General features: G+C 39.5%; 13 protein-coding genes. 4 read left to right on the top strand and 9 right to left on the bottom strand.

The genetic code is table 11. The features are described from left to right. Positions 1-170: 170 nt before the first annotated feature. Entirely contained in the window at positions 171-2,801 is a 2,631-nt protein-coding gene (locus EL17_RS04575; RefSeq protein WP_035070827.1) for a valine--tRNA ligase, read from the bottom strand. Positions 2,802-2,955: 154 nt separating this feature from the next. Here EL17_RS04575 and fahA point away from each other — a divergent pair, with 154 nt between their 5' ends. Beyond that, positions 2,956-4,224: a fumarylacetoacetase gene (fahA, locus tag EL17_RS04570; RefSeq protein ID WP_035070824.1), complete on the top strand. Its 1,269-nt coding sequence runs from the start codon at positions 2,956-2,958 to the stop codon at positions 4,222-4,224. A 445-nt stretch (positions 4,225-4,669) separates the two neighbouring features. Here the strand turns inward: fahA and EL17_RS04565 are convergent, their stop codons facing one another. The 7 genes from EL17_RS04565 to EL17_RS04540 form a co-directional block, all read right to left on the bottom strand. After that, on the bottom strand, positions 4,670-5,170 hold the full coding sequence (locus EL17_RS04565) for an ABC transporter permease (RefSeq protein WP_164674959.1): 501 nt from the start codon (positions 5,168-5,170) through the stop codon (positions 4,670-4,672). A gap of 69 nt (positions 5,171-5,239) precedes the next feature. Continuing rightward, positions 5,240-5,491 (bottom strand): hypothetical protein, encoded by a 252-nt coding sequence (locus EL17_RS22520; protein ID WP_051719808.1) that lies wholly within the window; start codon positions 5,489-5,491, stop codon positions 5,240-5,242. Positions 5,492-5,872: 381 nt separating this feature from the next. Then, the gene (locus EL17_RS04560; protein ID WP_035070821.1) at positions 5,873-6,727 is read right to left on the bottom strand and encodes a transglutaminase family protein; all 855 of its coding nucleotides are present in this window, start codon (positions 6,725-6,727) and stop codon (positions 5,873-5,875) included. After that, positions 6,727-7,479, bottom strand: coding sequence for a peptidase (locus EL17_RS04555; RefSeq protein ID WP_035070818.1), 753 nt, complete (start codon positions 7,477-7,479; stop codon positions 6,727-6,729). Before EL17_RS04555 ends, EL17_RS04560 begins: the two co-directional genes overlap by 1 nt. Next, a complete protein-coding gene (locus tag EL17_RS04550; protein ID WP_035070815.1) occupies positions 7,476-8,459 on the bottom strand; it encodes an alpha-E domain-containing protein in 984 nt (327 codons plus the stop codon). The genes EL17_RS04555 and EL17_RS04550 overlap by 4 nt, the downstream gene beginning before the upstream one ends. A gap of 12 nt (positions 8,460-8,471) precedes the next feature. Continuing rightward, on the bottom strand, positions 8,472-9,899 hold the full coding sequence (locus tag EL17_RS04545) for a circularly permuted type 2 ATP-grasp protein (RefSeq protein WP_035070812.1): 1,428 nt from the start codon (positions 9,897-9,899) through the stop codon (positions 8,472-8,474). Between the two features lie 293 nt (positions 9,900-10,192). Further along, positions 10,193-10,969 (bottom strand): endonuclease/exonuclease/phosphatase family protein, encoded by a 777-nt coding sequence (locus EL17_RS04540; protein ID WP_240485934.1) that lies wholly within the window; start codon positions 10,967-10,969, stop codon positions 10,193-10,195. A gap of 558 nt (positions 10,970-11,527) precedes the next feature. On the opposite strand from EL17_RS04540, the gene EL17_RS04535 reads away from it, so the two are divergent. Further along, complete coding sequence (locus EL17_RS04535) at positions 11,528-11,971, top strand: very short patch repair endonuclease (RefSeq protein WP_035070805.1); 444 nt, start codon at positions 11,528-11,530, stop codon at positions 11,969-11,971. 132 nt (positions 11,972-12,103) lie between these two features. Here EL17_RS04535 and EL17_RS04530 read toward each other — a convergent pair whose 3' ends face one another. Next, positions 12,104-13,513 carry an MATE family efflux transporter gene (locus EL17_RS04530; RefSeq protein ID WP_035070802.1) on the bottom strand — a complete coding sequence of 470 codons (1,410 nt, stop codon included), beginning with the start codon at positions 13,511-13,513 and terminating at the stop codon, positions 12,104-12,106. A gap of 396 nt (positions 13,514-13,909) precedes the next feature. On the opposite strand from EL17_RS04530, the gene EL17_RS04525 reads away from it, so the two are divergent. Next, positions 13,910-14,392 carry a hypothetical protein gene (locus EL17_RS04525; RefSeq protein WP_035070799.1) on the top strand — a complete coding sequence of 161 codons (483 nt, stop codon included), beginning with the start codon at positions 13,910-13,912 and terminating at the stop codon, positions 14,390-14,392. 119 nt (positions 14,393-14,511) lie between these two features. After that, positions 14,512-16,065, top strand: a complete 1,554-nt coding sequence (locus tag EL17_RS04520) for a glycerol-3-phosphate dehydrogenase/oxidase (protein ID WP_035072059.1) — start codon at positions 14,512-14,514, stop codon at positions 16,063-16,065. The last annotated feature ends 34 nt before the right edge of the window (positions 16,066-16,099 follow it).

Below are 16,099 nucleotides of genomic sequence, written 5' to 3'. Positions count from 1 at the left end.
CAATCAATCAAGTAATGTATGGTAGACAGGAAGATTGATCCACGCTGCACATAACTATTCATTATCCATAGATTATCATCCTTGATTTTTGCATAGATATAAATAAAAAGAGCAGTAAATGGTGATTTCTCCCAGTTTACTGCTCCATGATTAAATGCCCAAAGTATGATTTAACCTAATTTTGCCAGGCTTTCTTCCATTGTTTTTATTTTGGCCTGTGCATCTGCTTCTTTCTTACGCTCTGCATCTACCACCTGAGCAGGGGCACTGTTTACAAACTTTTCATTGCTCAGTTTTTTGGCTACAGCTTTCAAAAAACCTTTTGTATAATCAATTTCCTTTAACAGGGTTTCTCTTTCTTTATCTACATCGAGCTTTTCCGCCATAGGTAAGAAAAACTCATCACTTTTGATTACAAAACTGATTGCATTTTCCACCTTTTGTCCAAAGGAAATACCATTCAGATTCGCCAGCTTTTTTAAAATAGTTTCGTATGAGCTATAAAGTTCTTTGCTATCTGTATGGATGGTCAGGTCAAATGCTACCTTTGGGGATATCCCTTTGGAGGCCCTGATGTTTCTTATATGGCTTACCACTTCAAAGATATGAGTAGCGTTTTTTATTGTTTTGCTGTCAAAATCATTGGCTTTTGGCCATTCGGATACAATAAGCGCTTCTTTAACTTCTCGATATTTGATCTGCTGCCAAAGTTCTTCAGTTATAAATGGCATAAATGGATGCAATAGCTGAAGGATTTTTTCGAAAAACGCGATCGTTTTTTCATATGTTTCCAGGTCTACGGGCTGCTGATAAGGCGGTTTGATCATTTCCAGGTACCATGAGCAGAAATCATCCCAGACAAGTTTATATGTAGCCATAAGGGCATCTGAGATTCTGAATTTACTGAAGTGGTCTTCTATTTCCTTGATGGCTTCATTCAGTCGGTTTTCAAACCACTCAAATGCCGCTTGGTTCTCATTTTCCAGTATATTCGAATCTATTTCCCAACCTTTTACCAGTCTGAAGGCATTCCATATTTTATTGGAGAAATTTCTGCCTTGCTCTACCAGTTTTTCATCAAAAGGGAGATCATTGCCCGCAGGTGAGCTGAAAAGCATGCCTGTTCTTACTCCATCAGCACCGTATTGTTTGATAAGCTCGAGGGGGTCAGGGGAATTACCCAGGGATTTAGACATTTTTCTTCCTAGCTTATCCCTGACTATTCCGGTGAGGTAGACATTTTTGAAAGGTTTTTCTCCTGTATATTCGTATCCGGCGATGATCATCCTGGCCACCCAAAAGAAGAGTATTTCCGGTGCTGTAACCAGATCATTAGTTGGGTAATAGTATTTTAGTTCATCATTTTGCTCTCCTGTATGGAATACATCCGTATCAAATACTGATATCGGCCAAAGCCAGGATGAGAACCAGGTATCAAGTACATCATCCTCCTGTCGGAGATCGTTTACTTCATAGTTAATTCCAAACTTCTCATGGGCGATCTGCAAAGCTTCCTCTCTAGAAGCCGCTACTACATATTCACCATTAGGGAGATAGTAAGCGGGGATCTGATGTCCCCACCACAGCTGTCTGGATATGCACCAGTCGCGCACATTTTCCATCCAGCTTCGGTACATGTTTTTAAACTTGGGAGGATACAGCTGGATGATGTCCTCCATGACAGCTTTCAGAGCCGGCTTGGTCAGGTCTTCCATTTTCAGAAACCACTGCATAGATAGCTTAGGCTCTATTACAGCATTGGTTCTTTCTGAATGTCCCACATTGGACTTATACGCTTCTTCTTTGGCCAGGTGTCCACTTTCTGTGAGCAGTTTGGCTATTTTTTTTCGGGCTATAAACCGGTCTTCACCGATCAGGATTTGGGCTTTATCATTTAGGGTGCCGTCATCATTGAGTATATCTATTACTTCCAGTTTGTGCTTAACCCCAAGCTCGTAGTCATTTAGATCATGGGCAGGGGTTATTTTTAAGCAGCCTGTACCAAATTCCATGTCCACATATTCATCTTCTATGATAGGTATTGACCTATTTATAATCGGGATGATGGCTTTTTTACCTTTTAGATGTTGGAACCTAGGATCATTTGGATTGATGCAGATGGCCACATCAGCCATTATTGTCTCAGGACGGGTAGTAGCGATGGTGAGATGATCACTATACCCTTCGATCTTATAATTTATATAATAAAGCTTTGAATTAATCTCTCTAAAGATCACCTCGTCATCGGAAAGAGCTGTTTTGCCCTGTGGGTCCCAGTTTACCATGCGTATGCCACGATAGATTTTTCCTTTTTTGTGGAGGTCTATAAATACGCTGGTAACAGCCTGACTGAGGTCCTCGTCCATGGTGAACTTCGTCCTGTCCCAATCACAGGAAGCTCCAAGTTTTTTGAGCTGCTCCAAGATGATGCCCCCATATTTTTCTTTCCACTCCCAGGCATATTTCAAAAACTCCTCTCTGGAAAGGGATTTTTTATCGATACCCTTCTCTTTCAGCATCGCCACCACCTTGGTTTCAGTAGCAATAGAGGCATGGTCGGTGCCAGGGACCCAGCAGGCATTTTTGCCTTCCATTCTGGCTTTTCTTACCAGTACATCCTGTAGGGTGTTATTAAGCATATGACCCATATGCAGCACGCCGGTAACATTGGGAGGGGGGATGACTACCGTATATGGTTCTTTGTTATAATCTATCTGGGAATTAAACAATTTATTTTCAATCCAGAACTGGTACCATTTTGATTCTGATTCTGCAGGATTATATTTAGTAGATAGCGACATGGGGCATTCACATATTTGATTAAACAAAGTGCAAAAATAGTATAAATATCCTTTTAGGCACCACTCTTTTAATGATTAAGCGACCCTTTATATTGGAATAGTGTTTTGAACTCGGCTTATTAATTATAAATTTGTCTTAAACTAATTTTTGATAATGAAGAACCAAAATGTATCCCAAAAATCTACTTGGGTCCAAATGCCAAAAAATACAGATTTTACCATTTATAATCTACCATTCGGTGTTTTTAAAAATAAAAGGTTATCTCCCAGAGCAGGCATTGCCATTGGCGAAAAAATAGTGGATCTCTCCATTCTTCAAAATGAAGGTTTTTTATCTGACTGCCACCTTCCCGAAGATATTTTTGTAAAGGACTCCCTGAATGATTTTATAGCTCTGGGGAAAAACATCACCCGCAAAGTAAGGGAAAGGGTGCAGTATCTCCTCGAGGAAGATACTGCAGATCTTAAAGATCACCAGAGTAGAGGTAAAGCAATGGTAAATTTTAAGGATGCCGAAATGCTAATGCCGGTGAAAGTAGGTGATTATACAGATTTTTATAGCAGTATGGAACATGCCACCAATGTAGGCACCATGTTTAGAGATCCTGAAAATGCGCTGTTACCCAACTGGAAACACCTTCCAGTAGGGTACCATGGAAGGGCGTCATCCATAGTTCCCTCGGGCATACCTATACATAGGCCAAAAGGTCAGTATAAGGACGCCAATATGGAGACCCCCGAATTCGGTCCTTCACGGAGATTGGATTTCGAACTGGAGCTGGCTTTTATCACCGGTAAATCTACTAAGATGGGGGACAATATTTCTACAGCAGATGCAGAAGATTATATTTTCGGTTTTGTGCTTTTCAATGATTGGTCTGCGAGAGATTTACAGGCCTGGGAATATGTTCCCTTAGGCCCATTTCTTGGAAAAAACTTTGCCTCCAGCATATCGCCTTGGATTGTGACGCTGGATGCGCTGGAACCATTCAGGGTGGCCAATCCTAAGCAGGATCCCGAAGTCCTTCCTTACCTCCAGTGTGAAAAGGACCATGGTTTTGATATTCAATTAGAGGTATATCTGTCACCTGAGAAAGGCCACGAAAATAAACTCTGCTCTTCCAATTTCAAATATATGTATTGGAACATAGCCCAGCAGCTGGCCCACCATACTGTAAATGGGTGCAATATCAATGTGGGGGATATGTATGCCTCCGGCACCATTTCCGGACCTACTGAGGATAGCTATGGTTCTATGTTGGAACTTTCCTGGAAGGGGACCAAACCCATCAAACTCAGTGACGGATCAGAAAGAAAGTTTATCAACGATGGAGATACAGTGACCATGCGGGGCTACTGTGAAAATGGAAACATCAGGGTTGGTTTTGGACAAGTGAGCGCTAAGGTACTGCCAGCAAAATAAGATTATGACCCCTATAAACCACATAGGTCAGACAAGGGCTAGCCTTAACGTATTTTATGGGGTATTTATTTATTATGGTGATTAGATTGTTTTCACTTTCTACCACTGTAATACTATCAAGCTTCCGATAAGGTACCAATGATAACGTATGGTAACGTGATAAAGTGGGGTGAAAAATTACGCAATTTTGTTCTTTTCAACAGCTTATGGATTAAATAGGTCAGATTATTTTTATTAAAAATGTCAGTGACCCAAGTAGTTGACATATAATCGATATTGTAAATGCCAAGTAGGTTAAAAGCACTTCTCCATTACCATTGGCACCGAAGCAACCGGAGCTGTGAGGCTTTCCTTTATGTACTGAAAGACCTTTATCCCCAGATATCAAAGAGCTGCTGGAAATGGGGAGCTGGATTTCTCAATGGCAGTAATCAAATTGTTACGCTCATTCATTTTTCAGGGACGCCGCAGGATTAGTAAAAGCAGCTTTTAGGGATTGGTATCCTACCGTGAGCTGTGATAAAGTCAATAATCCTACAGAGGCAAGTAAAAATACACTTCCACTGATATCTACATGAAAGGCAAAACCTGAAAGATATTCTTTAGCCAAATACCAGGCAATGGAACTGCCAATAGTAATACTGATTAATATTAGTTTAGTGAAATCACCACATAGCATCAGAACCAAATTAAGCGAACTAGCTCCCATTACTTTTCTGATACCAAGTTCTTTTATCCGTCGTGATGCGGTGAATGTTGCCAAACCAAAAAGCCCCAAGCATGATATTATGATTGAAATCTCCATAAAACTCATAGAAAGCCTACCCAGTACTATATCAGCCTTATACTGCCGTTCAAACAGCTCGTCCAAAAAAGTAAATTGAAATGGATAGTCTGGGCTATAAGTTTTAAAAACTTCTTCGATCCCGGCCAATGATTCTTCCATGGATGAAGCCTGATCTACTTTTACATAATAATGTGCTCCAAGATTTTTTGAATAAAGAAATACCAAAGGCTATATAGCCACCATAAGGTTATCGTTATGAAAATCTTCAGTCACACCGATAATCCTTCCATTATTGCCCCAAACACCGAGTTCTGATCCGATCACTTCATGCTCTGGAATTCCCATTATTTCCATCGCTCTGCGGTTGATGATGTAGTTAAGAGAATCCTGATCTGAGCATATAAAATTCCTTCCCTGTAGCAATTCTATTCCCATAGTAGGCATGAAACCCTCATCAGACCTAAATAGCTTGAATTGCATTGAGGCGTCCTTGCTTTTTCCCAGCCATTCAATTTCGGTATTAGATTTCGAAAAGCTGCCCTTAATGCATAGAATTTCATCATATTACAAGATTTGTTCTACTATGCTTTCCATAAGCTATGCCATAAAAAATCGACGATTCAGGCATGTTTAGAGTCTTTTTTTAGAAGAGCGTTCTTAATCGGACAATTATTGTTCGCAGGTGGGATAGTGATCGTAAAAAAATATCCTATCTATTCTTTTTGGGGAAATTACATTATAATGCCATGCATCACCCTAAATACATTCTTTAATTTAATTTTCTTCGGTCTTACCCTTCTAGCTTCCATTTTTTATCACGCGTTCGGTCAAATATCTTTTTAACATGCGACATCAATCATACTACACCTCACTTATCACCACCTCTGTATGCATCTCACTGCTGGCAGTGCCTCCGTAGGTTCCACTCACAGGAAGCGTGAATTGGGGGATAGCGCTACTGGCCAAAGGTATATAGTGTTCATCAGTTAAAAGTCCTAAACTGGGATCTATGCCCACCCATCCTGCACCGGGGAGATATACTTCTACCCATGCATGGAGGTCATTGCCTTCATCCAATTCAGGGTTAAAGGCATAGCCGCTTACAAATTTTGTCCCTAATCCTACCTTTCTGAGCATCTGCATGAGCATCCATGATAGGTCCCGGCAGGACCCCTCATTAGCTAAAAATGTCTTATCCGGAGACCATAAATTTTCTTCTTCCCTGATGATATGTTTCCACTGTGAATGAATACTTTCGGTGATAGCTACCAGAAAATTTATTGGATCAGGATGCTCTTTATGAAGTTTAGTTACAAAATCCCCAAAATTCAAGCCTTCCTCTAATGTTAAAGAAGGACTTAATAGTTTCATTTCTTCTGGTTTATATAAATTCTGAAAGTTAGTTCCAGCAGAATAACTCTTCATAAAATCGGGGTCTATGACAAAAGAAAACGGATTAAATGGGGTTATAGCTAGCTGAAGGGAAACTTCGATGGAAAGAGAAGCGTGCTCTCCGATAAACCATGCAAGGTAATAAGGATTGTTTTCTATACTGAAACGCTGCTGTACATCCACTGGGGTAGGAGTGACCTGAAGGTCAAAGTTCAATAATTTAGCATGTTTTCTAGGTAAAGGGTATAGGTATATGCTATGCGGATTTAAAGGTACTGATTCACTATAAGTATAATTAGTAATATGGGTTATGTTTAATAACATTATTCTTCCAATTCTAAGTGAAGCTGTGAATCATTTACAGTGAAGGCTTTATTCAATACCTGAGCCGGCAGGGTATTGATGGCGTCCTTCAGCTTTGTGTTCCAAAATTCAGCAATATGTTCTACCTCCTTTTGTTCAAAGCGAGTTTCTATGATATTATAGCTGTCATTTTCTAATACTACAGTATCTATGGGGTAATCTACATCATTTACAGAGATCCGGGTAGCCTCAAATGCTAAGAATGCACTCTTTAAAGCGAATTCTAAAGATTCCTCATATTTCAATGATCTTCGTAAAATAGGGGTGCCAAAACCAGAATTTCCAATGATGACAAAGGGAGTACCTTTCCTTATCTCTATCCAGTTCCCTTGTGGATAAAGTAAATAGAGCTTGGGTTCCTTGTCCTGCTCTAGCTGTCCTCCTATAATGGAGAAAAGATTAAAAGATAACCCTCCCGCTTCCAGGCTTGCCTGGTCTTCTTTGGCCACCCTTTTTATCTGATTGCCAAATTCGTTGGCTGCTTTATATAGCTTGTTAAAATTGTCATCCTGTTCTTCTATGACTTCGGTAAAGTAGGTTATCGCTTTGTCCCTGACAGAGCGAAGTCCTGATGTCATGATAAAAAAGGTGTGTTTCTCTTTATTTACAGTATATATTTTTTTGGAAGTGGTGGTTTCGCTGCCTGATGTAATTCGGGTATCGGCCAATCCTACTATCCCGGTTTGTGTTTTAATTCCTAAACAAAATGTCATTCCTGTACTTGTGTTTGAGCAATAAAGTTATTCTTTATTTGGAAGAAATTGGAATCTATCTCATTAGAAATTTTATTTATTTTTATTTGCAGCTCATCCAGATATTCATGAAGCCCTACATTAATGATGTCATGCACATCGGCAAATTCAAGTTTTGATCTTAGCTCGCCCATTGCTTTTTCTGCACTGTTTTTATAGCCCTGTCCGTCAGAACCTGATATTTTATAAAGACACTTTTCAGCTTCTTTGAGACAAAAGAACACCGATCTGGGAAAATATTTATTGAGTACTAAAAATTCCATGACTCCTGAAGGGTCGATGTTTCCGTAAATCCTTCTGTAAGTATTAAAGGCTGTAACGGATTTTAAAAGTGCCATCCAATGGAGAAAATCCATCGGTGAGCCGACTTCCTCGGGGGAGGGTAGCAGTATGTGGTACTTTACGTCCAAAATTCTACTGGTCTTATCGGCACGTTCCAGATACTGGCCCAGCTGTCTGAAATACCATCCCTCAGTACGGGCCACAGTGCTGTCCGCCAGTCCATAAAGTAATAGTATACCACTTTTTACATTTTCGAAAAATGCCCGTGGGTCCTCGCTTTTCCATATTTTCTTGTCCCTTCCATCCTTTACAAAGTGATAGGTCTCGTTAAGTTTTTCCCATGTTTCTTTGCTCAGGTTTTCTCGGATGACCCTGGCATTCTCTCTCGCATTTGATATTGATTTAAATACCGAATTGGGATTGTCTTCGTCAAAAGCTAAAAAGAATATAACCGTCTTCCGGTCAAATTTAAAACCATATTTGGCAATATAGATGTCATAGTCACCCGTGGCGTGTATCAGTGGTTGCCATTGTTCTTTCAGATCACTTGGAAGATCCAGCATAAGGTTAAAATTCACATCGATAAAACGTGCATAATTTTCTGCTCTTTCCGTGTATCTACCCAACCAGTATATTGAATTTGCTACTCTGCTTAACATATCTTTTTTTTGTTATTTATATAAAACCCATGTATCCTTACTGCCTCCACCCTGAGAACTATTTACCACCAGTGAGCCCTTGGTCAGCGCTACTCGGGTCAGTGCTCCCGGGATCACTTCAATGTTTTCTCCATATAATATATACGGTCTCAAATCTACATGCCGGGGCTCTATTTTGTCATCTATAAGGGTGGGTACGGTAGAGAGAGATAAAGTAGGCTGTGCGATATAATTGGTAGGGTTGGATTTTATAAGTGTCCTGAATTTTTCATGCTCAGCCTTATCAGCTTTGGGTCCGATAAGCATGCCATAGCCTCCTGCAGCATTGGTTTCCTTTACCACTAATTGGTCGATATTTTCCAGGACATATTTCCTGTCATCCTCTTCTCTGCACAAATAAGTAGGAACATTGTTTAATATAGGCTCTTCATCCAAATAGTATTTGATAATCCGTGGAACGTAGGCATAAACAGCTTTGTCATCAGCTACTCCTGTGCCAGGGGCATTTGCCATGGCGATGTTTCCAGCCTTATAGGCTTCATACAAACCGGGGACCCCCAATAATGAATGTGGATTAAATGCAAGTGGATCTATAAAAGTATCATCTAACCTACGATATAGCACATCTATCACCTCCAGACCATGGGTAGTCTGCATGTATACATGCTTTTTTTGAACGATTAGATCATATCCTACTACAAGTTCAGCACCCATTTGCTGGGCTAGATAAGAATGCTCAAAATAGGCTGAATTATGAATCCCAGGTGTCAGAACGCCTATTTTTGGTTTTGGCTTATCAGAAAGGAACTGCAGCATGTTCAATAACTTGGTTGGATAATCTGAGACTGGCCTTACTCCCAGATCATTAAATAGTTTGGGATAAGCTCTCTTGATGATTTCCCTACTTTCTAACATGTACGATACACCCGATGGGCAGCGAAGGTTGTCCTCAAGAATATAGTATTTGCCGTCTTTATCTTTTACCAAGTCTGTTCCTGTAATATGGCACCATATTCCCTTAGGAGGTGTCAGCCCTATGCAGGGTTTGAGATAGTCTTTACTGTTTAAGATAAGGTCTTTAGGTACCACTTTGTCCTTTAGGATCTTTTGGTCATTATAAATGTCCTGAAGAAAAAGGTTGAGTGCATGTATACGCTGCTTTAAACCGGCTTCAAGGATCGTCCATTCAGCGTTGGGAATAATTCTCGGAATGATATCCAAATGAAGGATTTTTTCTATTCCCTGGTTATCATGGTAGACATTGAAAGTCATACCCATAGCCATTTGGGCTTTATCAGCCGAAAACTGAAGCTGCCCCAGTTTTTTCTTGGAAGTTTTTTTAATTAAATTATCGAATTGCTTATAGTGACTTCTGCAACCTCCTTCTGCTTCCATCATTTCATCGAAAAATCCATCCACTTTATATTCTTCTATCGGCATATATCTATTATTAAAAATTAAACACTAAAAATTTGGTTTTAGTAAAATAGGTAAAATGTGGATATAAAACAAATTTTATGGTATATAAAAAATATATATGGCTACTAATGTGAAAAATCCTGAATTAATGGATATATTTTATTCAATACTTTATTTTTATTATTTTATTTTTATATTAATATTATTTGGTTCGTGTAGATTGCTTTCATAAGTGACCTTAAGCCATGGGTCTAAGGTCACTTAATAGGTTTTGGGTGGAGGGCCACTATAGGTCTCTAAGATGAATGGTATACCTATAATCCTATTTCAATCAATACAGGAAAGTGATCTGAAGGGTATTTTTTACCATAATTATCGGTAAGTATTCCATATCTATGTACTTTAAAATCATCACTTACAAAAAGGTGATCAATGCGGTTTTCAGGTAGCATTTCCCATTTGAATGCATTGAAGGTGCCATTGGGCCCTATGGGGGTGGTTTCGGATTTATCCCTACTGTCCTGAAGAGCTGAGGAAGCTATAGTTTGGTATGCCGGGTTCTCATCAGTAATATTAAAATCGCCCATTAATATAAGCGGAAGGTTTTCAGCATTGATTTCTTTTATTTTTTGCAATAATAATTTACTGCTTTCTTCCCTGGCCTTCTGTCCCATATGATCATAGTGAACATTAAATACATAGAATGTACCCATTTCTTCATGACTGAACTTACCATAGGTGCAGACCCTGTTTAATTGCGCATCCCAGCCTTTGGAGGGTACCTCAGGAGTTTCTGATAGCCAAAATGTATTTTCTTCTACTACGGTGAATTTATCAGGATTATAAAATATAGCACTGAACTCTCCTTTTTCGTCACCATTATCCCGCCCTATGCCTATATAGGGGAAGCCAAGTTTGTCATTTATTTCTTCTAACTGATGATGAAGGCCTTCTTGAGTCCCTATTATGTCCATTTGATGGAATTTTATCTGGTTTATTAAGTGCGGTGATCGGTCGGTCCACATGTTACCTTCATCATTTGGACTGTCGAACCGTATATTATAGGTAGCAATGTTCAGTGTTTGTGCCATTGCTGAAAAAAATGACACGGATAGTAGGCATAAGGTTAGACAGTATATTTTCATGGTCAAGTTTAGTTAGGTTTAAATCTTTAATTTACAATTTGAAGATAAAATATGGTAATCAAAATTAAAATAGGATCAACGGCAAAACAGGATTATGATTAATTTCTAATACCTTTTTTTGAATGTAGAAAAGTTTTTTGGGACGTCTATTACTTTAATGTTACCTACTGTGGGAAGCTTTAGAAAAAAGTGGTGGAAGAAAACCTGATCTCTTGTATGGTAATCGTTTAGACCAATCGATACCCCGGATTATTTAACAAATTGGTAAAATCCGCTCTCTTATAGGTTTTCCTTTAAATATATGGGAGCTGACTTAGTCCTACAGACTCCGATCAAGTGAGCGGTTGATTATAGTTATCAGCTTAGTAGGGAAGTTATGGAATCTCTTAAATTGATTTATTGCCCTCAATTATATATAGTACTTTTAAGTGATGAATCTCGTTTATATTATAAGATTTATGATACTTATGGATAAGTAAGTCCTATCCTGAATAAAAAATCGAAGTGCCCAGATTCTGTGAAGAAAATGGCTTCTATACGACCAGACTTCGGTCGTATAATATGTCGCGGATAAAAAGTAAACATACTGCACCTGAAAAGATCTTAAGAAAAGCCCTATGGCATGCTGGTATTGGATATAGGAGCAATAGAAAAAATCTACCTGGTAAACCGGATATAACTTTTATCAAATATGAGATGGTGATCTTTATAGATGGTTGCTTCTGGCATAGGCATGATTGGGACACTAAAATGACAGCTATCAAGTCTAACCGTGCTTTTTGGATTCCAAAGATAGAAAGAAATATGCAGCGTGACCGTGAAATCAATGCATACTACCTGTCAAAAGGATGGGCAGTATTGAGGTTTTGGGATTATGTGGTGAAAAATGTACTCGGAGTGTGTGTAAAGAGGGTGGTGGGGCATATAGTGGAGAAATCTTATTATTGAACCTCGGTGTTACCAAAATTGTCAAGGTATAGGGGAAATACGAGAAGGTAAATATCTGAGATGGGATCGAATAGACCTCTTCTCCTTCTTATTGCTTACCTTGTTTTCTTTCTGTTTAACCTGACTACTTCATCAGACTACCACCTTCTTCCATTTCCCCCTTCTGAAAAACCAAAGTGCCACCAAAGCATGAAGTGAATGCGAAAAGGCTATAGTAATGAATACGCCCATCACCCCCATACCAAATGACATAGACAGAAGATAAGCTAGTGGGATTTCCAATACGATAAAAACACCTATATTAATATACATAGGTGTTTTGGTATCTCCTGCGCCATTAAAGGCCTGTGTCATGGTCATCCCAACAGCAAAGAAAATATACCCGAGTACGATGACCTGGAGCCCTGCTGTAGCGATGTCCTGAAGTTCTTTTCCTTCTGCAAAGAAGCCTATTATAGATCGTCCAAAAAACAAATAGATACAGGTAACCAGGGCCAGAAAAATCACATTATATCGGGCGGTGATCCAGACGGATATTTCGGATCTGCGTATTTTTCCCGCGCCCAGGTTTTGCCCTACCAATGTAGCGGCGGCAGCTGAAAGTCCCCATGCGGGCATAAGACTGAACATTAAGATGCGAAAGGATAGGGTGTATCCTGCGACAGCCACCGATCCGAATTCTGCCACCATTCTGGTCAGGGCAATCCATGCTACAGAATCTATTAAAAACTGTCCCATTCCATTGAAGGAAATCAGACATATTCTATAGATGGTTTTCCATTTTAGTTTTAGATTTTCCCTGATGATTACCAGTCGGTTTTTACCATTGAGGAGGTGGTAAAGTTGGTATACAACACCTATGCTTCTGCCAATATTGGTAGCCCAGGCGGCACCTACCAAGCCTAGGCCCTCGAAATTTCCTATGCCGAATATCATGATAGGATCCAGGATAATATTGAAACCATTAGCTATCCATAAGGCGCGCATGGCCAGGTGAGCCTGTCCCGCACCTCTAAAGGCCCCATTGATCAGGAACAATAACATGATAGCGGAATTGCCCGCAAATATAATTCTGGTATAGGGCACTCCTATAGCCAAAACCTCTTCACTGGCTCCCATTAGTAGAAGGATATGCTCACCATATATCCATCCCAATATCCCTATTACTATAGAGGTAATCCCTCCGAAGAGGAGCAGCTGAAAGGCAGCACTTCCAGCTGCTTTATAATTTTGTTCTCCAAATCTTCTGGATATGATAGCGGTGGCTGCCATACTTATCCCAACTCCTATCGAATACACTATTACAATTACGGCTTCTGTTAGTCCTACTGTAGCGATGGCATCACTCCCCAACCTGCCTACAAAAAATATGTCCACTACTGCAAACAGTGATTCCATTATCATTTCCAATATCATCGGAATGGAAAGTAAGATGATGCCAGTCTTGATGTTCAGTTTAGTGAAGTCATATTCTCCGCCCCGAACAGATTCTTTGGCCAATTGCCATAAATTTAGTTTGTCTAGATTACGAATAGGAGGCATTATCGGAATGGTTAAAAAGGAGATATGGAAACATTAATCCTAAATACAGCTTTTAAGTTTCATTTGAAAATCGAATGTAACAGGTTTTAATGAGATATAATTATTAGGGAAGAAATCTATGTATTTAAAAATAAAAATAGGATGTATTTCTTTAGAGAATCCTTCCAAATCCTAGCTTTATAATCCTTTAAGTGGAGATCCTACATGATGCCCATTTTTTAGATATGAAATATTGGAATATAGCTATATATGTGGGGAGATAAGTAAATGATTACACTGTTCAATGTTAAAGGTTTCAACCTTCTAAATGATGATTGGTGATTTTATAACCTATAGGAAAAGTGAACAATACTCATTTTCAACTGTTTTGTTAATTGAACCAATACCTATTTTAATATGAAAGCTAACCATTTATTATTATCGCTGATTATATTTTCTGTCGTGGCCTGTAATGACAGAAGGGAAGAAGGTGTGGTACAGGAACAGCCACTTCTAGAAGGCCCTGATCATAGAAATAGCAACTACCCGCAGCGGGAGAGGCGCCATGGGGAAGTAGAAGCAGGAGATGACCGCTATTTATCAGAGCGGGGTGGTTCTTTAGATGCAGATAGAGTCAGGACAGCAGAACAGCGCATAAGGGAACTGAAGGCGAGCCATGCCGATATGATGCAAGAACACCGGAGGCTTATGGATGAACATCGGGCATTTTGGAATTTGGATAGGGACGAGATCGGAGAAGAAGCTTGGCAGCAAAGGTACCGGGAAATAGAAGGGCAACAGGCCAGAATGGAGCAAGAGTATGAACAAATGATGAAAGAGCATGAGCTTATGCGCGATGAACATTTGCGTATAGATGAAGACCGTAGGGTGGAATTTTAGATTTGTAACATTCAAATGGCGTCCATATCCATCATTCGATAATACTTTTGTTGATAAAACCTTAAATCCGATTTTGATTTTGTATCTTATTGGGGCAGGATAAAGGTTTTTTTAAGAAAATGAATAGAGAAAGCAAGATTAAATGTCTGGAGCAAAAAGTTTGGGATATAGCTATAATAGGTGGGGGAGCTTCAGGACTAGGGGTAGCACTGGACGCTTTGTCCCGTGGCCTGTCAGTGCTGTTGGTAGAAAAATCCGATTTTGCCAAAGGCACCTCGAGTAGAAGTACCAAACTTCTGCATGGTGGTGTGAGATATCTGGCCCATGGACAAATAAAAATAGTCATGGACGCCTTGAAGGAAAGAAGCATCATTCTAAAAAATGCACCGCACGTATCAAGAAAACAAACTTTTATCATTCCCATTTATACTTTTTATGATTTGATCAAATACAACACTGGGCTTAAAGTTTATGACATGTTAGCGGGGAAATATAGTATAGGGTCATCTAAATTTATCTCTAAAGCGAGAGTGATGAGAAGTTTGCCGACTATAAACTCTAAAGGACTTATAGGGGGCGTAGTCTATTATGATGGCCAATTTGATGATGCACGGCTTGCGCTCAATATTGCACAGACCTGTGATGATATGGGAGGGAATATTTTAAATTATATGAAAGTAATATCCTTAGGCAAAAATGAAAACGGTCATATAAACGGTTTTTTGATTCAAGATATGATATCTAAGCGCAAATACCATATACTTGCGCATACAGTAGTCAATGCCACCGGGGTTTTTGCTGATAAAGTTTTGAAGATGGACAATATCAAGTCAAAGAAAACCCTTAAACCCAGCCAAGGTTCCCATATAGTGCTTGATAGGGCATTTTTAGCCAGTGATGATGCCCTTATGATCCCAAAAACCGCTGATGGCAGGGTACTTTTTGCTATACCATGGCACGAAAAAGTAATACTGGGCACAACTGATATCCTTAGGAAAACCCCCAAAAATGAGCCAGTCCCACTTGCCCGTGAAATTGATTTTATCCTAGAAACATTTGGGACATTTATGGTAAAAAAACCGCATAAATCGGATATCCTTTCATCCTATGCAGGAATGAGGCCTTTGGCTGCTCCGGCTGAAGAAAGATCAAAAACCCAGGATATATCTCGAAGCCATAAAATTACCGTTTCTAAAAGTGGTCTGGTTTCCATAATAGGGGGGAAATGGACCACTTTCAGAAAAATGGGGGAAGATGCGGTAGATGCTATAGTGAATAAATATACCATAAAAATACCCCAAAGCAGTTCATCTATGGTGAAAATTCATGGTTATAAAGATGGAGTTGCGTCCGGTCATCTATCCATATACGGAAGTGATGCTGATCATATCATAAAGCTTTGGGTGGACCAGCCAGATCTCAATCAACCTCTACATCCCGATTATCCATATACCAGAGCTGAAGTAATATGGGCCGTCAGGAATGAAATGGCCTTAAAGGTGGATGATGTTTTAGCTCGCAGATTCCGTATGCTTTTTCTAGATGCTAAAGCTGCCACAGAAATGGTCTCTATGGTGGCTGAGTTGATGGCCAAAGAACTGGTGCGGGACGAGGTTTGGATACAGGCAGAGATACACCGGTTTAAAAAGCTGGCAAAAAAGTATATGATATGAAGGGGTGTATTAAAAAGCTTTTTCTGATCGTTTT

Origin of the sequence: Anditalea andensis (assembly GCF_000714815.1) — a bacterium.
Classification (GTDB): domain Bacteria; phylum Bacteroidota; class Bacteroidia; order Cytophagales; family Cyclobacteriaceae; genus Anditalea; species Anditalea andensis.
The sequence above is the reverse complement of the archived record's forward strand: the minus strand, read 5'-3'. Positions and strand labels throughout refer to the sequence as shown.